Raw genomic sequence first — 21,252 nt, 5'->3', positions numbered from 1 at the left:
TCAGTTTCCGTTCTCGGTGAGCAGGCCCTCGGCGCGCAGCTCCTCCCAGAGCTGGTCCGGGACGGCGCGGCGGAGCAGGTCGGCGGCGTCGCGCACCTCGCCCGGGGAGCGGGTGCCGACGAGGACTCCGGCGACGGCGGGGTGGGCGAGCGGGTAGTGGAGGGCGGCGGCCCGCAGCGGGACGCCGTGGCGTTCGGTGACGGCCTTGATGCGCAGCGCCCTGTCCACGAGGGCGCGCGGGGCGGTGGTGTAGTCGTACGTGGCGCCGGGGCGCGGGTCGGCGAGCAGCCCGGAGTTGAAGACCCCGCCGACGACCACGGAGCGGCCCCGGGCGGCGGCCTCGGGCAGCAGCTCGTCGAGGGCGGACTGGTCGAGGAGGGTGTAGCGCCCGGCGCAGAGGACCACGTCGGCGTCGGTGTCGCGCAGCAGGCGGGTCAGCATCGCGGTCTGGTTCATCCCGGCGCCGATGGCTCCGACGACGCCCTGGGCGCGCAGTCTCTCCAGCTCCGGGTACGCCTCGTCGAAGGCGGGCCCGGCGTGGTCGTCCGGGTCGTGGAGATAGGCGATGTCGACGCGGTCGAGGCCGAGCCGTTCCAGGCTCTCCCCGATGCTGCGGCGTACGCCCTCGGCGCTGAAGTCCCAGCGCCGGACGTGGGTGGCGGGGACGGCGAAGCCCTCGCTGAGCCCGTCGGGGCCGGGTTCGGCAGCGGCCCCGGCGGGGAGCGGGTCGAGCACCCGCCCCACCTTCGTGGACAGGACGTACGAGTCGCGGGGGCGGTGGCGCAGGGCCTCGCCGAGCCGCCGTTCGGAGAGGCCGAGCCCGTAGTGCGGCGCGGTGTCGAAGTAGCGGACGCCCTCGTCCCAGGCGGCGTCGACGGCGGCGGTGGCCCTCTCCGGGTCGACGGCGGTGTAGAGGTTGCCGATGGCGGCCGCCCCGAAGGACAGCTCGGTGATCTCCACCGCGCTCTTTCCCAGCGTGTTGCGCCGCATGCTTCCGCCGCCCTCCCCGATGATCGCTTCCTGCACAGAGCGAATATTCATCGGATCACTTGGGCACGTCAACACCCGGGCTGCCATCATATCCGGCATTTCTCGGGAAATCTGTCCGATCTCTGAACGGCTCCTATGACTGCTCGACGGGTCCGGGGCGGGGGGCCGCGACGGACGGCAGCAGCGCGAGCAGCTCCGCCACCTCCTCGTCGGCGCAGCGCGCCAGCCGCTCCAGGTCGGGCAGCGCCTCGCCGTCGGCGACCAGCCCGACCCGCACCCGGCCGCCGTACGTGGCGAGCGCGACGGCGAGCGCCTGGCCCCGGGCGAGGGGCGCCATCGGGTAGACGGCGCGCAGCGGGCAGCCGCCGAGCGAGAGCGCCGAGCGCGGCAGGGGAACGCTGGTGACCAGGACGTCGAAGAGCATCCTGGCCGCTCCCTGGGCGAACGGGGCGCCGAAGCGGTGGGCCAGCGAGGGGAGCTGGTCGGCGAGGACGGCGACCGCCCCGGCGCCGCGCAGCGGGCCCGCGGCCTTGTTGCGGTCCATGGCGGCGCGCACGGCGTCCAGCCGCCGCCAGGGGTCGGGGTCGCGGACCGGGAGGTCGAGCAGATAGCCGGAGAGCAGGTTCCCGCTCGTCGCGGACCGGCCGGGTCTGCGCCGGGAGACCGGGACCAGGGCGCGCGGGTCCTGGCCGGGCAGGGGTTCGCCGCGCTCGCCCAGCCAGCGGCGCAGCGCCCCGGCGACGACCGCGAGCAGGACGTCGTTGACGGTGCCGCACGCGGCGCGGCGGATGCGGCGGAGGGCGTCGAGGTCCAGGTCGGCGGTGGCCAGCCGCCGGGTGCCGCTGGAGGGCGCGGTGAGCGCGGGGGTGCCGCGCGGGTCCAGCCGGCTGGCCCGCACCATGGAGGCGCCGACGCCGAAGGCGCGCCCGAGGTCCTCGATCCGGCGCAGCGCGAGCGGGCCGGGCGGCCGGGAGCGGGACGGAACGGGGCGGGACCGGCCGACCGGGGCGTGCCCGGCGGCGATCTCGTCGAAGATCCCGGACCCGATGGTGACCGCGCGCATGCCGTCGGCCAGCGCGTGGTGCAGTTTGACGAGCACCGCGAAGGGGCCGCCGGGGGCGCCGTCGATCAGGTACATCTGCCAGGGCGGCAGCCCTCGTTCGAGGGGCCGTTCCATCAGTTCTCCGGCGAGCCGGGTGGCACCGGCCATGAAAGCGCCGTCCTCCTCCCCCGGGGCGGCCCCGGTCAGCCGTAACCGGTGGACGTGCCGGCGGACGTCGAAGTCCTGGTCCGTGAACCAGGCGGCCCCGCCGACCGGCAGCAGCACGTCCCTGACCCGCATCCGCAGCCGGGGGATGGCCGCGGCCCGGCTGCCCAGCAGGGCCAGCACCGCCTCCGCGTCCGCGGCGGGCGGCGTGGCCGGGTCGAAGACCGCCAGCGCGCCCAGGTGCATCGGATGGGCGGCGGATTCGAGGTGCCAGAAGGCCAGGTCGAGCGGGGCCAGCAGCTCAGTGTCCAACGGGTCCTCATGGGGGCGCGGCGTCGCCGGAAGGCGGCGGAAGACAGAACCGACGGAACCGCAGTCAATCGCTATGGTTGATTACGGTCAAGTACAGACATGTAGCGATCTGTTGCGGTCGGACAGTGCGGCCCAGGCGTCACTCGGGTGCCGGGGCGCCCGCCGCGTACGCGGTCACCCGGGTACCGGGATGACGAACTCGCACCAGACGCACTTGCCGCCGCCCCGGGACTCCACGCCCCACAGGTCGGCCAGCCGGTCCACCAGCATCAGTCCCCGCCCGGAGACCCCGGTGTCCCCCGCGTCACGCCGTCTGGGCAGCGCGCTGGAGCGGTCCTCGACGTCGACCCGCAGGCGCCGTTCGGGGCCGGCGAGCACCCGGACCGTGACGATGGCCCCGCCGTCGGTGTGCATCAGCGCGTTGGTGATCAGTTCGTCGGCGGCCAGCTCGATCTCGTCCGCCCGCTCCTTGGCGCCCCAGGCGCGCACCGCCGCCCGGACCATGTGGCGGGCGGAGCTGAGCGCCTCCGGGTCGTTCTGGGCGACGTGCTGCTGGAGACGGCCACCGGGCTGCGGGGCGTGCGCGGCCTTGCGGCGCAGCAGCAGGACCGCGACGTCGTCCTCGCCCCCGCGTTCGTCGACCGCGGCGCAGAGCCGGTCGGCGAGCCGCTGGAGGTCCTGGGGGCCGTTGCGCACCATGGCGGTCAGCAGTTGCACGCCCTCGTCGAGGTCGGCGCCCGGCAGCTCCACGAGCCCGTCGGTGAAGAGCACCAGGGTCTGGCCGGGGTCCAGCTCCACGGTGCTGACCGGGTACTCCAGCCGCCCGAACTCGGCCGAGAGCCCCAGCGGCAGCCCGCCCTCGACGGAAAGCCTGCGGCAGTCGCCGTCGCTCTCGCGCACCAGCGGGTCGACGTGCCCGGCCCGGACGAGCTGCACCACTCCGGTCGTCAGGTCGGCCTCGGCGTAGGTGCAGGTCGCGAAGCGGTCCGTGTCCAGCTCGTGCAGGAAGACCGAGGCCCGCGCCATCACCGTGGCGGGGCTGTGCCCCTCCGCCGCGTAGGCCCGCAGCACGATGCGCAGCTGCCCCATGACGGCCGCGGCGTGGGTGTCGTGTCCCTGGACGTCCCCGATGACGGTGCCGACCCGGCCGCCGGGCAGCGGGATCACGTCGTACCAGTCGCCCCCGATGTCCCGGCCGAGCCGGGCCGAGCGGTAACGGACGGCGATCTGCGCGCCGGGGACGTCCGGGATCCGGCGGGGCAGCATGGCCTGCTGGAGCCCCTCGGCGAGATCGTGCTCCTGCTCGTAGAGCATGGCCCGCTGGATACTCTGCGCGATCGAGCTGCCGAGCGCGATCAGCAGGTTCCGTTCGTCCGGGGTGAAGCCGCTCTTGTCGCGGTAGAGCAGGCCGAGCGCGCCGATCGGACGGGCCTGGGCGACCAGCGGCAGATAGGCGGCCGCGGTGATGCCGAGGTGGCTGATGTGCGGCCACAGGATCGGGTACGAGGCGGCGAAGTCGGCGGCGGAGTCGATGAAGCGCGGCACGAGCGTGCGCACCACCTCGCTCATCGGGTACTGCTCGTCCGTCCGGGTGTAGCGGGTGCCCGGCACGAACGATCCCTCCGGACCGTCCGCCACCAGATGGATGCGCCCGGACTCCATCAGCCCCATCACCAGGCTGGTCGCGCCGAGGAGCGCCAGGCCACGGGAGTTCTTCAGCACCTCGATGACGTCGGCGACGGTCCGGGCGTGCGCCAGGGCGGCCGTGGTGGCGTCGACCAGGCTGGTGCGGCGGCGGCGCTCCAGGTCCAGTTCGTGGCGGGCGGTGGAGTCGGCCAGTTCCTGGGTCGCGTCGCGGACGATGCCGATGATCCGGCGGGCGCGGCCCTCGCCGTCGCGCCGGATGAAGCCCTGGGTGTGCGTCCAGCGCAGACCGCCGTCGCGCCGCCTGATCCGGAAGTACGCGCCGTAGTTGGCCTGCCCGCCCCTCAGCGCCCGCGCGACCATGGCGTCGAGCCGTTCGCCCTCGTCCGGCGGCACCCGGACGGCGAGCGATTCCGGGCGGTCGTCGTACTCCTCCGGCCGCAGGTCGAACACGTCGAGCGCGGGCCGGTCCATGTGCATGAGGCCGCTGTCGAGATCCCAGTCGAAGCTGCCCATACGGTTCAGGGCGAGGCTGAGATCCGGGTGGGCGGGCCAGTCGTCCGGGAGTGACAGGGCACCCGCTACCCGATCATCCATGTGGGTCACTCTGCCATCATTTGTCCGTTTCTTCGAGCGAACCCCGCGCGGTCGGGCGAATCACCCGAGCACCACCCGGCCGCCACCGCGGACCGCCCCGCGGCGCCGGCCGGCGGGACGGGGCGTCTCGCAGGGCGAACCGGACGTGGCACCCGGACGGGCAGCGGATACCGTATCCACGGGCACGGTAAGTCCAGCCTTACCTTTACCCTGAGCTGCACAGACCGCACCAGTTCGTTCTAAGGACCAGCACCTGATGACCCGCCCCGTCCGTGTTGCCATAGTCGGAGCCGGCCCCGCCGGCATCTACGCGGCGGACGCGCTGCTGAAATCCGATGCCGCCCAGGATCCGGGGGTTTCGATCGACCTGTTCGAACGGATGCCCGCCCCCTTCGGTCTGATCCGCTACGGGGTCGCCCCGGACCACCCGCGGATCAAGGGCATCGTCCAGGCGCTCCACCAGGTGCTCGACAAGCCCCAGCTGCGTCTGTTCGGCAACGTCGACTACCCCAACGACATCGGCCTGGACGATCTGCGCTCCTTCTACGACGCGGTGATCTTCTCCACCGGCGCCGACGCCGACCGCGCGCTCGACATCCCGGGCCACGACCTGGACGGTTCGTACGGCGCCGCCGACTTCGTCTCCTGGTACGACGGCCACCCCGACGTCCCGCGCACCTGGCCCCTGGAGGCCGAGAAGGTGGCCGTGCTCGGCGTCGGCAACGTGGCCCTGGACGTGGCCCGCATCCTCGCCAAGACGGCCGACGAGCTGCTGCCGACCGAGATCCCGGCCAACGTCTACGACGGCCTCAAGGCCAACAAGGCGCTGGAGGTGCACGTCTTCGGCCGTCGCGGCCCCGCGCAGGCCAAGTTCAGCCCGATGGAGCTGCGGGAGCTGGACCACTCGCCGAACATCGAGGTCATCGTCAACCCCGAGGACATCGACTACGACGCGGGCTCCATCGAGACCCGGCGGGGCAACAAGCAGGCCAACATGGTCGCCTCCACGCTGGAGAACTGGGCCATCCGGGACGTCGGCGACCGCCCGCACAAGCTGTTCCTGCACTTCTTCGAGTCGCCGGTGGAGGTGCTCGGCGAGGACGGCCGGGTCGTCGGCCTGCGCACCGAGCGGACCGAGCTCGACGGCACCGGCAACGTCAGGGGCACCGGCACCTTCACCGACTGGGACGTGCGGAGCGTCTACCGCGCGGTCGGCTACTACTCCCAGGAGCTGCCGAAGCTCCCGTTCGACGTGGTCTCCGGCACGGTCCCGCACGCCGCGGGCCGGGTCCTGGACGGCGGGGAGCACCTGCCCTCGGTCTACGTCACGGGATGGATCAAGCGCGGCCCGGTCGGGCTGATCGGCCACACCAAGGGCGACGCCAACGAGACGGTGGCCTGCCTGCTGGAGGACCGCGCCGAGGGCCGGCTGGCCGCGCCCGTCCGCCCCGAGCCGGAGGCCGTCACCGCCTTCCTGGAGGACCGCGGCATCCGCTACACCACCAAGGACGGCTGGCACCGCCTGGACGCCCACGAGCAGGCGCTGGGCGCGGAGCAGGGCCGCGAGCGGATCAAGGTCGTGGACCGCGAGGCGATGCTGGACGCCTCCGAGCCGCAGGACTGACCCCGTACGGAACCGACCGGCCGGCCGCGTGACGCGGCCGGCCGGTCGGCGTGGGGCGGCCCCGTCCACCTCGGCAGGGCCGCCGGTCCGGTGACTCCGGGGCGTCAGCGCCCCTGGAGCGCCTTGACGTTGTCCCCGAAGGTCCAGCCCTTCGAGCCGTCCCAGTTGAGCGACCAGGTCATCAGGCCCTTGAGCCCGTTGTTGTAGCGGTTCCACGCCTGGGCGACCTGACCGGTCGACATGTACCCGCCACCGGCACCCGGCTGGGCCGGGAGCCCCGGCACCTGCTTGTCGTACGGCACCCTGATCGTGGTGCCCTGGATGACGAGCCCCTTGTCCAGGCAGTCCGTCTGGGCGGTGAACCCCTGGACGGTGCCCGCGGAGTACGAGTCGCCGGAGCAGCCGTACATGCTGCCGTTGTAGTACTGCATGTTCAGCCACCACAGGCGGCCGTTGTCCGCGTACTTCTTGATGATGGGCAGGTACGCGCCCCAGATCGAGCCGTAGGTGATGCTGCCGCCGGTGACGTAGGCCGTCTCCGGCGCCATCGTCAGGCCGAAGTTCGAGGGCATCCGGGCGAGCACGCCGTCGATGATCCGGATCAGGTTGGCCTGCGAGGCCGAGAGCTGGTTGATGTTCCCGCTGCCGGAGAGTCCGGTCTCGATGTCGATGTCGATGCCGTCGAAGTTGTACTTCTTCAGGATCGGCACCACGGTCTCGACGAAGCGGTCGGCGACCGTGCTGGAGCTGAGGTCGATCCCGGCCGTCGCGCCGCCGATCGACATCAGCGTGGTGAGGCCCGCGGCCTTCGCCTGGCACATCTCGGCCGGGGTGGGGACCTTCACCGTCGAGTCCATCCCGTCCTCCCACTTGACGGTGCCGTCGGAGAGGATGACGGGGAAGGCCGCGTTGAGCACGTTGTAGCCGTGCTGGGCGATGCGGCTGTCGGTGACCGGGATCCAGCCGAGCGGCGGGTGCACCCCGTTGGAGGCGCCGTCCCAGTTCTCCCAGTAGCCCTGGAGCACCTTCCCGGCGGGCTTCGACTTGACCGCGCAGGTCTCGTCGGCGGCGGAGCTGGGTGTCGCCGCCACCAGCATCTGTACGGCACAGGCCGCCGCGAGGCCGACCCCCAGCAGGCGCGTTGTCCGACCGAACATGGTTGCTTCCCTTCCTGTCACGGCCGGGCACCACCGGGGTGGCGCACAGGCCCGAATCGGCCCGGTGCGGGGCGAGTTGACCCGTGGAATGACATGCGCCTGACAACGCAGAGACGGAACGCGGTCCCGCATTTCACGGCCCGTCACACGCTAGGGAGGCCCGAACGACCCGTCAATAGGTCTGGACCAAAGAAGCCCCACTCCCCCGAGGGCGTTTGTCGCCGTGAAATGTATTAGCTTAGGCTTACCTAACTCTCTGCGACACGCATCGGGGCCGTCGTCGTACGCCTTCGGCCACCGCTTCGGCACGCCCTCGTGCGGTCGCCGGGTCCGCTCCGTCCCCCAGCACGAGGAACACCCATGTCCCGCTTCACCCGCGTACGTCGCCGCACCCTCCTCGCGACCGCCGCCGCCACCGCTCTCGCCCTCGCCGTGGGCGGCTGCTCGTCGGGCGGCGACGAGGAGAAGTCCGGCGCGGCCGGAAAGAGCTCCGGGGCGTTCCCGGTCTCCATCAGGAGCGCGCTCGGCACCGCCGAGATCGAGCGGCGGCCCGAACGGATCGTCACCCTCGGCCAGGGCTCGGCGGAGACCGCCATCGCGCTCGGCCACACCCCGGTCGGCATCGAGAAGTACGAGTGGGGCAGCGACAAGTCGGGCTACCTGCCCTGGGTGCACGAGGCGGTGAAGAAGTCCGGCGACAAGCTGCCGGTCCAGTTCGCCGGGGGCGAGGACATCGACTTCGAGGCGATCACCGAGCTCGAACCGGACGTCATCCTCGCGCCGTGGTCCGGGATCACGCAGAAGGACTACGACATCCTCAAGGACATCGCCCCCACCGTCGCCTACCCGGGCCAGGCGTGGAGCACCGGCTGGGACGAGCAGATCGACATCATCGCCAAGGCGCTCGGCCGGCCCGAGCAGGCCGAGGTCCTCACCTCGAAAATCGAGAAGCAGTTGGCCGACGCGGCGGCGAGCCGGCCGGAGTACAAGAAGCACACGTTCTCGTACATCTACAACACCGGCCCCGGCACGCTCGGCGTGTTCAAGCCGGAGGAGCAGCGCGTCTCCATGGTCTCCGCTCTCGGGCTGAAGGTCGACCCGGTGGTGGACACCTTCAAGGAGACCAAGGGCACCGCCTCCGCGCTCATCGGTCTGGAGAACGCCGAGAAGCTGAAGAACAGCGACCTCGTCTTCACCTTCTACATGAACGACAAGGCCCGCGAGGAGATCGAGGCGCAGCCGCTGTACGCCGCGATCCCGGCGGTGCGGAGCGGGGCCGTGGTGGCGGGGACGGACAACTCGTTCGTCACCGCTTCCTCGATCATCAACCCGCTCACCGTGCCGTGGGTCCTCGACCGCTATCTGCCGCTGATCGACCGGGCCGTCAAGGCCGCCGACAACGGCTGACCCCGCCCCCCATGGTCACCACCACGCACGCGCCGCCGGGCGCCGCCGGAACCTCGCGGTCCGGCGCCGTCCGGCGGCTGTCCCTGCTCGTCCTCGCCGTCGCCGTGCTGGCGCTCGCGGTCTGTGCGAGCGTCATGTACGGCAGCCGGACCACCTCCTTCACCGATGTGCTCCACGTCCTGGACGGCACCGCCGACGCGGGCGTCACCACCGTCGTCGAGAGCCGCTACCCGCGCACCGCGCTCGGTCTGCTCGCCGGGCTCTGCCTGGCCGTCGCGGGCACCCTGATGCAGGGGGTGACCCGCAATCCGCTGGCCGACCCGGGGCTGCTCGGGATCAACGCGGGCGCCTCCGCGAGCATCGTCGCCGCCACCGCGTTCCTGGGCGCCTCGGGCGGTACGGCCACGATGTGGTGGGCGCTGCCCGGCGCCCTGGGGGCCGGACTGCTGGTCCATGCCCTCGGCTCGACGGGATCGGGCGGCGGTCTCGTCCGGCTGGTGCTCGCCGGGGCGGTGCTCTCGGCGGTGCTGACGGCGTTCGTCCAGGCGGTGACCCTGAGCCGGCCGAAGGTGTTCGACAGCTACCGGTACTGGGTCGTCGGCGCGCTCGGCGGGCGGGACTTCGACGTGTTCTGGTCGGTGCTGCCGTTCGCGGTGGCCGGTCTGGTGGTGGCCGCCCTGCTCGGTCCGGGGCTCAACGCGCTGGCCCTGGGCGACTCCACCGCGGCCTCCCTGGGCGCCTCCCCCGCGCTGGTGCGCGCGGGCGGGCTGCTGGCGGCCACGCTGCTGAGCGCGGCGGCCACCGCGGCGGTCGGCCCGGTCGCCTTCGTCGGGCTGGCGGTTCCGCATGTGGTGCGGGCGCTGGCCGGGGTCGACTTCCGGGCGCAGCTCCTCTTCTCGGCGCTGGCCGGTCCGGCGCTGCTGCTCCTGGCGGATGTCGTGGGGCGGGTGGTGATGCGCCCGCAGGAGCTGATGGTCGGTGTGGTGACCGCGTTCCTCGGGGCGCCCGCGCTGCTCGTCGCCGTACGCAGGATGAGAGGCGAGGCGGGATGAGGGACACGGCCATGACGGCGCGTCGGGCTGCGGTCCGCACCGCGTCGCCGCGGAAGGTGCTGACGGTCGGCCGGCGGGTGGCGCTGCCGGTCCGGCGGGTGTCGGTGCTGACGGCGGTGGCGCTGCTGGTGCTGCTGGCGGCGGGGGCGGTGGCGACGTTGTCGCTGGGACGGCTCGGCATCGCCCTCGCCGATCTGCCCGGGGCGCTGACCGGCGGGGCGGAGGGCAAGGACGCGTTCGTCCTGGAGCGGCTGCGCGGGCCCCGGCTGACGGTCGCCGCCGGGACCGGCGCGGCGCTCGGGCTCTCCGGGGCGCTGTTCCAGTCCGTGACCCGCAATCCGCTGGGCAGCCCGGATGTGATCGGGCTGGCCTCCGGTGCCGGTGCGGGCGCCGCGATCAGCGCGCTGTTCCTCCCGGACAGCGTGCCGGTGGCGCTCGGCGCGCTGCTCGGTGCAGTCCTCGCCATGGCCCTGGTGTACGTGTCGACCGGCACCGGCTTCCGCGACCCGGCCCGGCTGGTGATCGCGGGCATCGGGGTGGCCGCGATCGGTACCGCGATCACCCAGTACGTCGTGTACGCGATGGAGCGGGACCGGGCGGCCGTCCTCACCGCCTATGTGAACGGCAGCCTGTCCGCGCGCTCCTGGACCGACGCCGCGACGATCGGTCTGGTGCTGCTGGCCGTCGCCCCGTGCGCCGCGCTGGTCTCGCGGCGGCTGGACATCGGGGAGATGGGCGACGACATCGCACACGCGCTGGGGGCGCGGCCGCGTACCACAAAGACCGTGGCCGTGGTCCTGGCGATCGTGCTCTCGGCCGGAGCGGTGAGCGTCGCCGGGCCGATCGCGTTCGTCGCGCTGACGGCTCCGCAGATCGCCCGGCGGATCACCCGGCTCCCGGGCCCGCATCTGACGCTGTCGGCGCTGACCGGTGCGGTGCTGCTCGTACTGGCCGACCTGTGTGCCCAGCAGTCGCCGCTCTTCGACAACCTGCCGGTCGGCATCTACACGATGGCCGTCGGCGGGGTGTACCTGGGGTGGCTGTTGGTCCGGGAGTGGCGCCGAGGGGTTCTCTGACCCCGCCCGGAACAGCAGGAAGGGGGCGGTCCCGTGACCGGACCGCCCCCTTCCGGCTGTTCGCCCACCCCCTTCTTGAACGCGTTCAAAAGAAGTCGTAGAGTCACCGCCAGACGGACTTGAACACGTTCAAGTCGAAGGGGGCGGTGCGGCGATGTCGTCGTTGGTCAACGTGATCGTGATGCTGGGCATGCTGGTGGTGGTCCCGATGGGGCTGCGGCTGGTGGGGGCGCCCGAGCTGGACCGGATACGGCGGCTGTGGCCGCTGTTCGCGGTGCCCGGCGCCGTCGCCCTGTGGCTGCCGCGCGGACCCGCGGCCACCGCGCTCGCCGCCTGCTACGCCCTCGGGACCGCACTGCTCGCGCTGCACGCGCCGCAGCGCCTGCTGCGCGAGCCCCGGGCCCACCGGGCACCGGCCGAGATCGCCCTGCTCACCGCCCTGGTCATGCCGTCGATCGCGGCCACCGCGCTGGTCGCCGAGCGCTCGGGCCACCGGCTCTTCGGCTTCGGGCTCGGCATCCTCGCGCTGACCGTGCCGCACTTCCACTTCGCGGGCTTCGCCGCGGCGCTGGTCTCCAGGCTCGTCTGCCGGGTCGCCGACACCCCGGCGGGCCGGTTCGCCGCGCTGAGCGTGCCGCTGGGCACCCTGCTCGTCCTGGGCGGCTACTTCGTCGGCGACCGGGCCGAGCTGGCCGGTGCGCTCGTACTGACCGCGGGGATGTGGGCCGTCGCCCTGCTCACCTGGCGTTCGGTCCGGGGGCCCGACCGGGACCGGACCACCCGGCTGCTGCTCGCGGTCTCCTCCGGCGTGCTCGCCGTCACCATGCTCCTCGCGCTGAGCTGGGCGCTCGGCGAGGCCACCGGAATCCCCCATCCCACCCTGGGCTGGATGGCCGCCACCCACGGCCTCGGCAACGCGCTGGGCTTCGCGCTCTGCTCGCTGCTCGCCTGGCGAAGGCTCCGGGAGGCCCCGGCCGCCCACGGCCGGACGGCTCCCCGGCACGACACCCACCACGAAGGACGGACCGCGTGAACGCATTCTCCTACCCGGAGGTCGGGACCACCCGGCTCGGCCCGCTGCCCGACGGGTACCACCACCTCCATCACCGGACCCGGGTCGGCCGCGGCCGGGCCGACCTCGAAACGGTCGGCGCCGCCATCACCGGCTGGGGCATGCACCGCGGCTCCGGGGCCCGGGTCGAGTCCTCGGCGGACCGGGCCGAGGCCGGGACCACCCTGACCGTCTCGCTCGGGATCGGCCCCCTCCGCTTCCACGCCCCCTGCCGGGTCGTCTGGACCGCGTACGAGCCCGACCGGATCGGGTTCGCGTACGGGACGGCCCCCGGCCACCCCGAGTCCGGCGAGGAGTCCTTCGTGGCGGAGCTGACGGACGACGGGACGGTGTGGTTCACCGTCACGGCGTTCAGCCGGCCGGTCGCCTGGTACGCCCGGCTCGCGGGGCCGGTCGTACCGGTGCTCCAGCGCTGGTACGCCCGCCGTCTCGGAGCCACGCTGCGCCGGATCACCGCCTGAGAGCCTGCCGGGCGTCCTCTGACCGATACTGGAGGCGATGCAGTGGTTCACCGCGGACGGGTACTGGCTCAGCCGGCTGGTCTTCCAGCGGGCGCTGGCCGCCGTGTACCTCGTCGCCTTCCTGGCCGCCGCGCTCCAGTTCAGGGCGCTGATCGGCGAGCGCGGCATGCTGCCGGTGCCGGCGTTCCTGCGGCGCACCGACTGGCGCGACGGCCCCGGCCTCTTCCGGCTGCACTACAGCGACCGCTTCTTCGCCTCGGTCGCCTGGACCGGCTGCGCGGTCGCCGTGGCGCTGCTCGCCGGGGCCGACGCGTACCTGCCGCTCTGGGCGGGGATGGCGCTCTGGGCGGTGCCCTGGGCGCTGTACCTGTCGATCGTCCAGGTGGGCCAGACCTGGTACGGCTTCGGCTGGGAGTCGCTGCTGCTGGAGACCGGCTTCCTCGCGGTCTTCCTCGGCAACGGGCACACCGCCCCGCCGGTGCTGGTGCTGTGGCTGCTGCGCTGGGTGCTGTTCCGGGTCGAGTTCGGCGCCGGTCTGATCAAGATCCGCGGTGACGACTGCTGGCGGAAGCTGACCTGTCTCTACTTCCACCACGAGACCCAGCCGATGCCGGGGCCGCTGAGCTGGTTCTTCCACCGGCTGCCCCGGCCCCTGCACCGGGCCGAGGTCGCGGTCAACCACGTCACCCAGCTCCTGGTGCCGGTGCTGCTCTTCACACCGCAGCCGGTGGCGAGCGTGGCGGCCGGACTGATGGTGGTCACCCAGCTGTGGCTGGTCCTCTCGGGCAACTTCGCCTGGCTGAACTGGCTGACGATCACGCTGGCCCTGTCCGTCGTCGACTGGTCGCCCCTGGCCGAGCCGCCCGCCCAGACCGCGCCGCCGCTCTGGTACGAGGTGGTGGTGGCGGCGGTGACCGCGCTGGTGCTGTTCCTCAGCTACCGCCCGGCCCGCAACCTGGTCTCCCGCCGCCAGGTGATGAACCGCTCGTTCGACCCGTTGCACCTGGTCAACACGTACGGCGCGTTCGGCAGCGTCAGCCGGGTCCGGCTGGAGGTGGTGGTGGAGGGCACGGACGAACGGGTCCTCCACGAGGGCACGCGCTGGCAGGAGTACGGCTTCCGCGGCAAACCGGGCGACCCGCGCCGGCTGCCCCGCCAGTTCGCCCCGTACCATCTGCGGCTGGACTGGCTGATGTGGTTCGCGGCGCTCTCCCCCGCGTACGCCCGGCCGTGGTTCGGCCCGTTCATGGAGCGGCTGCTGGAGAACGACCGGGACACCCTGCGGCTGCTGCGGCACAATCCGTTCCCCGACGCCCCGCCCGCGCACGTCCGCGCCCGGGTGTACCACTACCGGTACACCACCTGGCGCGAGCTGCGGGCCACCGGACGCTGGTGGCACCGCACCTACGTGCGCGAGTTCATGCCGCCGGTCTCGCTCGGCCCGGACCGCCGGTCCTGAACCTCCGGGCGCGGGTCACTTGGACTCCTCCCGGGCCCGCAGCAGCCGGGTGATCTGCTTGACGAGCTCGTCGTCGCTGGTGATCCGCTTGCCGGCGATCAGGGCGCCGAGGCGTTCGGCCGTCTGGAAGTCGTAGGCGCGCTCCCGCTCCGTGCCGGGGACCTTCTCGTACTCGTCCTTCGCCCGGAAGCCGACGGCCACATCGACCAGTTTCGCGATGATCCAGGTGAGCAGGAAGGAGAACGCGATCACGCAGACGATGGCGAGGAGCTGTCTGCCCAGCAGTCCCCAGCCGCCTCCGTAGAACAGCCCCTTCTTGCCGCTGATCCGCGCGGTGGCGAACAGCCCGACCATGATGAGCCCGACCAGTCCGCCGACCCCGTGCACCCCCACCACGTCGAGGGTGTCGTCCACGGAGAACCGGTACTTGAGCGTAATGGCGAAGGCGCAGACCGCCCCGACCACCAGTCCGGTGATGACCGCGCCCAGCGGGTCGACCTCGCCACAGGCGGGGGTGATGGCGACCATGCCCGCGACGGCCGAGGAGACCACGCCCATGGTGGTGACGGTGCCGGTGCGCCACTTCTCCACCAGCGGCCAGGTGACCATGGCGCCCGCGGCGCCCAGCTGGGTGTTGAGGAACGCGGCACTGGCGGCGCCCTGGGTGGTGAGCGCCGAGCCCGAGTTGAAGCCGAACCAGCCGAACCACAGCAGCCCGACGCCGATCACCACCAGCGGGATGTTGTTGGGGCGCTCCTCCCGGCGGGCGAAGTCGCGCGGGGCCCGCAGCACCAGCGCGACGGCCAGTCCGGCGACCCCGGAGTTGAGCTCCACCGGCAGCCCGCCCGCGAAGTCCAGCGCCCCCAGGTGCTTGACGATCCACCCGTTCTGGTCGAACACCCAGTGCGCGAGCGGGGCGTAGACGACGAGCAGCCACAGCGGGACGAAGACGAGCCAGCCCCGCATGGTGGCGCGGTCCGCGATCGAGCCGCTGATCAGGGCCACCGTGATGATCGCGAAGCCCATCTGGAAGGTGCTGTAGACATAGGTGGGGATGTGCCCGGTGAGGGTGGTCAGCCCGATGTCGTGCATGAACACGTGGTCGAGGTTGCCGATGAGTCCGGCGCCGCCGACGTCCGGCCCGAAGGCCAGCGAGTAGCCGATGATCCACCAGACGAGCGTGCCGAAGGCGAGTGCGGCGAAGCTCATCTTGATCATCATCAGGATGTGCTGGGTGCGCACCATACCGCCGTAGAAGAACGCCAGTCCCGGCGTCATCAGCAGCACCATGGCGGTGGAGGCGAGCAGCCAGGCGGTGTCACCGGAGTCGTACGCCGGCGGCATCGGTGGGGGTGCGAAGTTCATCGGCGGGTCCCTCCTCGTGGTGGGGTGTCAGGGCTTGCGCAGGGCGGGGGCGGGGTGGCCGGTGAGCAGTCGGCGTACGGCGTCCCAGGCGGCGGCGTGCGCGGCGGCGACCCGTACCGGGCTGTCGTCCAGCAGCCGCAGCCAGGCGCCGCAGTCCCGGGGCAGCACGCTGACCCCGTACAGGACACCGAGCCCGGCGAGCGCGGTGTGGAGGGTGTCGGCCAGCTCACCGGCCGGGGCCCGGTCGGTGACGACGAAGAGCGAGGCGACGTGGTCGTGCCCGGCGAACACCCCGGGGCCGAGGACGCCGCCGTCCGCGGCGCCCGGCGTCAGGCGCAGGGTGTCGAGGGCGAGGAGGGTGCCGTCGGGGCGGGTGACGCGCAGATCGGTGGCGAGCGTCCGGTAGGCGTGGCGCTCGCCGCGGGCGAGCCGCCCGGCGGTCACGGTGTCGCCGAGGAGCACGGTGGCGCCGGGGGCGACGGTGGCCTCGGTGCGCTGGTAGAAGCGGGAGTCCGCGAACGGGATCAGCGGGTCGGGCAGGTACTCGACGTAGGCGCCGTCCTCCGCCGTGATGTGCACGCGCTGGCTGGCGTAGTCGTGCTCCATCCGGAAGATCTTGGTCGCCGCCTGGGTGGTCAGGTGGACCTGGGTGCCGGGCCCGCAGCGGAAGTCCATGCGGTAGCGGTCGGCCTGGGCGACCCCGCCGCCGGTGGCCATCAGGTAGACGTAGCTCATCCCGGGCATCGCCGGGTCGATCCAGAGCGGCCGCATGATCTGGAGCGGGGTCTTCTGGTAGCGCTCCACGAGTTCGGTGCGCCCACCCCGTACGGCGAAGGCCAGGTCGAGGATGCCGACCTTGGCCGGTGCGCCGGGCCCCAGCGTGTCGGGCACGGACGCCAGGGCCGCCACCTCCGGGGGGAGGCGGTCCACGGTGTAGTGGCCGGGGGCGAGCCGGTCCGGCCGGGGCGGTGACGGGGTGGGCCGCATCTCAGATCAGCGCCTTGCGACGGGATTCCAGGTAACCGGCGACGTCCTCGACCCCGATGCCGGTGAGGCAGTCGGTGAGGACGACCGGCCCGTCCCCGCGCACCCGGTGGGCGTCGGACTCCATGACGCCGATGTCGGTGCGCACGTACTTCGCGATGTCGATCTTGTTGATGACGAGCAGGTCGGAGTCGGTGATGCCGGGGCCCCGTTTGCGCGGCATCTTCTCGCCCTCGGCGGTGTCCAGGACAAAGACGAAGAGGTCGACGAGGGCCGGGCTGAACGTGAGGGTGAGGTTGTCGCCGCCGGACTCGTAGAGCAGGGTGTCGGTGTCCGGGAAGCGTTCCAGCATCTCGGCCCCGGCGGCCAGGTTCATCGTGGGGTCGTCGCGGACGGCGGTGTGCGGGCAGGCCCCCGTCTCCACGCCGACGACGCGCTCCGGTTCGAGGACCCCGGCGAGGGTGCGGCGGATGTGCTGGGCGTCCTCCTGGGTGTAGATGTCGTTGGTGATGACGCTCGGGCGGTGGCCGCGCTCGATGAGCACCGGCACCAGCGCCTCGATGAGCGCGGTCTTGCCGGAACCGACCGGTCCGCCGATGCCGACCCGCAGTACGTTGTCGTCCATGGTGTTCCCTTTTCCTCGCGTCGTTGGGGGGTGGGGTGGGGATCAGCTGGCGAACAGCCGGGCCTCGGCGCGTTCGTGACGGCCCGACATGATGTCCGAGGCGAAGACGGTGGCGCCGACGTCGGCCAGTTCGCGCCGGAGCGCCGCCTCGGTGGTCTCCTCGACGACGGTTGCGGCGTTCCGCAGCAGGACCTGGGCCCCGCGGTGGTCGGTGAGCCGCAGCCGCAGCGCGGCGCCGGCGAAGCTCGCGCAGAACGCGAACAGGTCGCAGGCCACCGCCTGGCGGACGGGGACCCCGGCCGCCGCGTGGACCACCCCGGCCGCCACCGCCTGGGTGCCGGGCGACTCGCCGCGTACGACACGGTCGAAGTGCTCGGTGATCTCCGGCCGGTCGAACACCTCGGCGGCGAGGTCGAGGAGCTGCCGCCCGGTCCGGGTGGCGGCCTGGCGCATCTCGCGCCCCAGTTTGGTGGCGAACAGGTGCTCGTCGATCCGGACGACGGCCGCCGCGTCGCCCGCCCGGGTGGCCCGGTGGGCGAGCGCGAGCGCGGTGGCGTCGGCCGGACCGACCCCGTGCCGCAGCAGGTCCGCCAGCAGCGCCGGGAGGCTCTGCCGGTCGACCGCCCCGGCCTGCGCGAACCCCTCCAGGCTGTGGGAGAGCGTGTAGAAGCCGCTGGGGAACGCCGAGTCGGTCAGCTGGAGGCCGACCAGCAACGGCCCGAGCGCCGGCCCGGCCTCCGCGTTGGCCTTCGCGTTGGCCTTCGCCTCCGCGTTCGCCGGGGCGGGCGCCACCCCGCCCCGGATCTCTTCCTCGTCCTGGTACACGGCCGCGTCTTCCTCGCGCCCTAGACCAGGAAGTACAGATGGTTGAGCGGGAGCTCCTCGGCCGGGTCGATGGTGGCGACCTTGCCGTTGAGGGTGACCTTGAACGTCTCGGGGTCGACCTTGATGTCGGGCAGGGCGTCGTTGCGCACCATGTTGTGCTTCCCGATGGTCCGGGTGCGCCGGACCGGCAGCACCTTGCGGTCCAGGCCCAGTTCGGCCGGGACCCCGGCGGCGATCCCGGCCTGGGACATGAAGGTGACGTGGGTGCTGGCCTGGGCCTTGCCGTACTGCCCGAACATCGGCCGGTAGATCACCGGCTGCGGGGTCGGCAGCGAGGCGTTGGGATCGCCCATCTGCGCCCAGGCGATGATGCCGCCCTTGATGATCATCTTCGGCTTGGCGCCGAAGGAGTGCATGGGCCAGAGCACGATGTCGGCGAGCTTGCCCTTCTCGATGGAGCCCACGTGGTCGGAGATCCCGGTCGCGATGGCCGGGTTGATGGTGACCTTCGCGAGGTAGCGCAGCACCCGCTGGTTGTCGTTGCGGGCGGAGTCGCCCTCCAGGGTGCCGAGCTTGTCCTTGCAGTGGTGGGCGATCTGGAAGCAGCGGGTGACGGACTCGCCGACCCGGCCCATCGCCTGCGAGTCGGACGAGATCATGCTGATCACGCCGAGGTCGTGCAGGACCGACTCGGCGGCGATGGTCTCGGCCCGTACCCGGCTGTCGGCGAACGACACGTCCTCGGGGATGTCGTGGCTCAGGTGGTGGCAGACCATCACCATGTCGAGGAGTTCGTCCACCGAGTTCCTGGTGTACGGGAGCGTCGGGTTGGTGGAGGACGGCAGGATGTTGGGCTCCCCGGCGACCCGCAGGATGTCCGGGGCGTGTCCGCCGCCCGCGCCCTCGCTGTGGAAGGTGTGGATGGTGCGGCCGTCGATCGCGGAGCGGGTGTCCTCGAAGAATCCGCTCTCGTTGAGGCTGTCGGTGTGGATGGCCACCTGGATGTCGTGCCGGTCGGCGACCTTGAGCGCGTTGTCGATGACGGCGGGCGTCGCGCCCCAGTCCTCGTGGACCTTCAGCGCGCAGACCCCGGCCCGGACCTGTTCCTCCAGTGCCTCGGGGAGGCTGCCGTTGCCCTTGCCCATGATGCCGAGGTTGATGGGGACGCCCTCGGCCGCCTGGAGGAAGCGGGCGATGTTGAAGGGGCCGGGTGTGCAGGTGGTGCCGTTGGTGCCGTCGGAGGGGCCGGTGCCGCCGCCGATGAGCGTGGTGATGCCGTTGGTGAGCGCCTGTTCGGCCTGTTGCGGTGCGATCAGGTGGACGTGGGTGTCGATGGCGCCCGCGGTGGCGATGAGGTGCTCACCGGCGATGGCCTCGGTGCCGGGGCCGACGACCAGGTCCGGGTGGACGTTGTTCTGCGTCTGCGGGTTGCCGGATTTGCCGATGCCCGCGATGAAACCGTCCTTGATGCCGATGTCGCACTTGACGATGCCGACGACGGGGTCCATGACCACCACGTTGGTGATGACGGTGTCGAGCGCTCCCTGCGCGGCGGTGGCCTGCGGGTCGGCGGCCATGCCGTCGCGCATGGTCTTGCCGCCGCCGTAGACGACCTCGTCGCCGTAGAGGCCCTCGCTGTAGTCCTTCTCGACCTCGACGACGAGGTTGGTGTCGGCGAGGTGGAAGCGGTCGCCGACCGTCGGGCCGAACATGTCGGTGTACTGCTTGCGCGGCAGGATGGGCATCAGCGCGAACCCTTCTTCTTTTCCTTGGCGTCCTTCGCGGCCTTGGCGCTCTTGGCGTCCTTGGTGTTCTTGCCGCCCCCGGCCTTCTCCTGGGCCCCGGCGAAGCCCAGCTCGATCGCCCGGCGGACCGCCTCGATCCGCACCGGCTGCGAGGCGAGGCTGCCGTTGAACAGCCCGCTGAAGCCGACGAGCCGGCCCGTGCCGGCGTACGCGCACAGCTCCACCTCGCGCGTGCCGCCGGGCTCGATGCGCACCGAGGTGCCGGCGGGGATGTCGAGGTGCATGCCGAGCGCCTGCTGCCGGTCGAACGACAGCGCCGAGTTGACCTCGAAGAAGTGGTAGTGCGAACCGACCTGGACGGCCCGGTCCCCGGTGTTGCGCACGGTGAGCTTCACCCGGCGGCGCCCGGCGTTGATCTCGATCGGTTCCTTGCCGTAGATGTACCTCTGGCGGGATGTCATGCGGTGCTCCTGATGACTCGGCCCGCACCGTGGACATGCGGGTGCGGATGCGGGTGCGTGTGGACGGCCCCGTGGGGGTGGCCGTGCCCGTGGCCGTGGGGGTGGCCCTCGCCCGGGGGGTGGGTGTGGGCGTGGCCGTGGTGGTCGGCGGCGGTCAGCCCGGCCGCGATGCCGTCGTCGCCGTGCTCGGCCCGGTGGCGCCGGGCGTCGGCCACCCGCTCGGCGAGCACCCGGGCCAGCGCCGCCGGGGAGAGCAGCGGGCCGCCGTCCGTGATCCGCGCGCCGGGTACGTCCGGCAGCGGCGGCCGGGCGAACGCGGCCGGGAGCAGCACCACCTCGCGGGCGCCGAGCAGTTGGCAGCGCCGGACGCCCTCGGCGGGGCCGGGGTCTCCCCCGGCGAACGCGACCTCGACCAGTTCATGGCCGCCGTAGCGGCGCACCAGGCTGGCGACGCGGTACAGCTCGGCGTCCTCGAAGGGGTCCCCGGCCGGGGCGGTGACCAGCAGGGCGGCGGTTCCGGGGGCCCGGCCGGCCGCCGCGCGCAGCCAGGCGGTCAGGTGCTGCGCGGTGCCGAACGGCTCGGTCAGCAGGGTGCGGGCGCGGGCGGCGGGCGGCAGTGCCCGCAGGGTGCGGGCGGTGTCGGCGACGAGTTCCGGGTCGCGGCCGAGGGTCATCGGTACGACACAGGCCTCCTCGCCGCGGCGGGCGAGGGCGGTGACCGTCCGGAAGAGGGCGCGCCCGTCCCGTACGACGGTGGGCCCGGTCTCCGCGAGGTCGTGCAGGGCGGCGCCGTACCCGGCTTCGTGGCCGCAGACGGCGATCACCCGGCGGTTCGCGTCCACCGGGTTCAGCCGCCGATGGGATCGTGGCAGGAGACCAGCTTGGTCCCGTCCACGAAGGACGCCTCGATCTGGAGCAGGCCGAGCATCTCCCGTACGCCGGGCATGGTGTCGTCCTCGCCGACGACATGGCGGCCCAGCTCCATGCAGTCGGCGACGCTCTTGCCGTCGCGGGCCGCTTCCAGGATCGCCTCGCTGATCAGTGCCACGGCCTCGCTGTAGTTGAGCTTGAGGCCGCGGCCCTGGCGCTTGCGGGCCAGGTCGGCCACGACGTAGACCAGCAGTTTGTCGATCTCGCGGGGGGCGAGGTTCATCGTCAGTACCTCTCTGGGGTGAGGGGGAACGGGCGG

General features: G+C 72.4%; 19 protein-coding genes. 7 read left to right on the top strand and 12 right to left on the bottom strand.

Annotation, left to right across the window (positions count from 1 at the left end; all coding sequences use genetic code 11):
- From ACF08W_RS01970 to ACF08W_RS01960, 3 genes are all read right to left on the bottom strand, one after another.
- Positions 1 to 990, bottom strand: a complete 990-nt coding sequence (locus ACF08W_RS01970; protein WP_392278329.1) for an aldo/keto reductase — start codon at positions 988 to 990, stop codon at positions 1 to 3.
- A 133-nt stretch (positions 991 to 1,123) separates the two neighbouring features.
- Positions 1,124 to 2,509, bottom strand: coding sequence for a wax ester/triacylglycerol synthase family O-acyltransferase (locus ACF08W_RS01965; RefSeq protein WP_392278065.1), 1,386 nt, complete (start codon positions 2,507 to 2,509; stop codon positions 1,124 to 1,126).
- 174 nt (positions 2,510 to 2,683) lie between these two features.
- Positions 2,684 to 4,750, bottom strand: coding sequence for a SpoIIE family protein phosphatase (locus ACF08W_RS01960; RefSeq protein WP_385209456.1), 2,067 nt, complete (start codon positions 4,748 to 4,750; stop codon positions 2,684 to 2,686).
- A 256-nt stretch (positions 4,751 to 5,006) separates the two neighbouring features.
- Between ACF08W_RS01960 and ACF08W_RS01955 the strand changes: the two genes are divergently transcribed.
- A complete protein-coding gene (locus ACF08W_RS01955) occupies positions 5,007 to 6,374 on the top strand; it encodes an FAD-dependent oxidoreductase (protein WP_392278064.1) in 1,368 nt (455 codons plus the stop codon).
- A gap of 104 nt (positions 6,375 to 6,478) precedes the next feature.
- Here the strand turns inward: ACF08W_RS01955 and ACF08W_RS01950 are convergent, their stop codons facing one another.
- On the bottom strand, positions 6,479 to 7,531 hold the full coding sequence (locus tag ACF08W_RS01950; protein ID WP_352274555.1) for a chitinase: 1,053 nt from the start codon (positions 7,529 to 7,531) through the stop codon (positions 6,479 to 6,481).
- 360 nt (positions 7,532 to 7,891) lie between these two features.
- Between ACF08W_RS01950 and ACF08W_RS01945 the strand changes: the two genes are divergently transcribed.
- The 6 genes from ACF08W_RS01945 to ACF08W_RS01920 all read left to right on the top strand — a co-directional run bounded on the left by ACF08W_RS01945 (position 7,892) and on the right by ACF08W_RS01920 (position 14,058).
- The gene (locus tag ACF08W_RS01945) at positions 7,892 to 8,938 is read left to right on the top strand and encodes an iron-siderophore ABC transporter substrate-binding protein (protein WP_392278063.1); all 1,047 of its coding nucleotides are present in this window, start codon (positions 7,892 to 7,894) and stop codon (positions 8,936 to 8,938) included.
- A gap of 11 nt (positions 8,939 to 8,949) precedes the next feature.
- Positions 8,950 to 9,990 (top strand): FecCD family ABC transporter permease, encoded by a 1,041-nt coding sequence (locus ACF08W_RS01940; protein WP_392278062.1) that lies wholly within the window; start codon positions 8,950 to 8,952, stop codon positions 9,988 to 9,990.
- Between the two features lie 11 nt (positions 9,991 to 10,001).
- A complete protein-coding gene (locus ACF08W_RS01935) occupies positions 10,002 to 11,066 on the top strand; it encodes a FecCD family ABC transporter permease (RefSeq protein WP_392278061.1) in 1,065 nt (354 codons plus the stop codon).
- 154 nt (positions 11,067 to 11,220) lie between these two features.
- Positions 11,221 to 12,099: a YndJ family protein gene (locus ACF08W_RS01930; RefSeq protein WP_392278060.1), complete on the top strand. Its 879-nt coding sequence runs from the start codon at positions 11,221 to 11,223 to the stop codon at positions 12,097 to 12,099.
- Positions 12,096 to 12,599, top strand: a complete 504-nt coding sequence (locus ACF08W_RS01925; RefSeq protein WP_392278059.1) for a DUF1990 family protein — start codon at positions 12,096 to 12,098, stop codon at positions 12,597 to 12,599. Before ACF08W_RS01930 ends, ACF08W_RS01925 begins: the two co-directional genes overlap by 4 nt.
- 37 nt (positions 12,600 to 12,636) lie before the next feature.
- Positions 12,637 to 14,058, top strand: a complete 1,422-nt coding sequence (locus ACF08W_RS01920) for a lipase maturation factor family protein (protein ID WP_352274561.1) — start codon at positions 12,637 to 12,639, stop codon at positions 14,056 to 14,058.
- A 15-nt stretch (positions 14,059 to 14,073) separates the two neighbouring features.
- Here ACF08W_RS01920 and ACF08W_RS01915 read toward each other — a convergent pair whose 3' ends face one another.
- Genes ACF08W_RS01915 through ACF08W_RS01880 form a run of 8 tightly spaced genes read right to left on the bottom strand, consistent with a single transcriptional unit; the run spans position 14,074 to position 21,216 of the window.
- Positions 14,074 to 15,423: an ammonium transporter gene (locus ACF08W_RS01915; protein ID WP_385209433.1), complete on the bottom strand. Its 1,350-nt coding sequence runs from the start codon at positions 15,421 to 15,423 to the stop codon at positions 14,074 to 14,076.
- Positions 15,424 to 15,450: 27 nt separating this feature from the next.
- The gene (locus ACF08W_RS01910; RefSeq protein WP_392278058.1) at positions 15,451 to 16,410 is read right to left on the bottom strand and encodes an urease accessory protein UreD; all 960 of its coding nucleotides are present in this window, start codon (positions 16,408 to 16,410) and stop codon (positions 15,451 to 15,453) included.
- A gap of 1 nt (position 16,411) precedes the next feature.
- Positions 16,412 to 17,032 (bottom strand): urease accessory protein UreG, encoded by a 621-nt coding sequence (gene ureG, locus ACF08W_RS01905; protein ID WP_385209428.1) that lies wholly within the window; start codon positions 17,030 to 17,032, stop codon positions 16,412 to 16,414.
- 42 nt (positions 17,033 to 17,074) lie between these two features.
- Positions 17,075 to 17,857 (bottom strand): urease accessory protein UreF, encoded by a 783-nt coding sequence (locus ACF08W_RS01900; protein ID WP_392278057.1) that lies wholly within the window; start codon positions 17,855 to 17,857, stop codon positions 17,075 to 17,077.
- A gap of 20 nt (positions 17,858 to 17,877) precedes the next feature.
- On the bottom strand, positions 17,878 to 19,602 hold the full coding sequence (ureC, locus tag ACF08W_RS01895; protein WP_352274565.1) for an urease subunit alpha: 1,725 nt from the start codon (positions 19,600 to 19,602) through the stop codon (positions 17,878 to 17,880).
- Positions 19,602 to 20,063, bottom strand: coding sequence for an urease subunit beta (locus tag ACF08W_RS01890; protein ID WP_385209422.1), 462 nt, complete (start codon positions 20,061 to 20,063; stop codon positions 19,602 to 19,604). The genes ureC and ACF08W_RS01890 overlap by 1 nt, the downstream gene beginning before the upstream one ends.
- Entirely contained in the window at positions 20,060 to 20,905 is an 846-nt protein-coding gene (locus ACF08W_RS01885; RefSeq protein ID WP_392278056.1) for a sirohydrochlorin chelatase, read from the bottom strand. Before ACF08W_RS01885 ends, ACF08W_RS01890 begins: the two co-directional genes overlap by 4 nt.
- A 5-nt stretch (positions 20,906 to 20,910) precedes the next feature.
- Positions 20,911 to 21,216, bottom strand: coding sequence for an urease subunit gamma (locus ACF08W_RS01880; RefSeq protein ID WP_352274568.1), 306 nt, complete (start codon positions 21,214 to 21,216; stop codon positions 20,911 to 20,913).
- Positions 21,217 to 21,252: the final 36 nt, after the last annotated feature.

Source organism: Streptomyces sp. NPDC015144 (genome assembly GCF_043079735.1).
Classification (GTDB): Bacteria; Actinomycetota; Actinomycetes; order Streptomycetales; family Streptomycetaceae; genus Streptomyces.
Note: the sequence above shows the minus strand (reverse complement) of the source record. Positions and strands in the feature narration are given on the sequence as shown.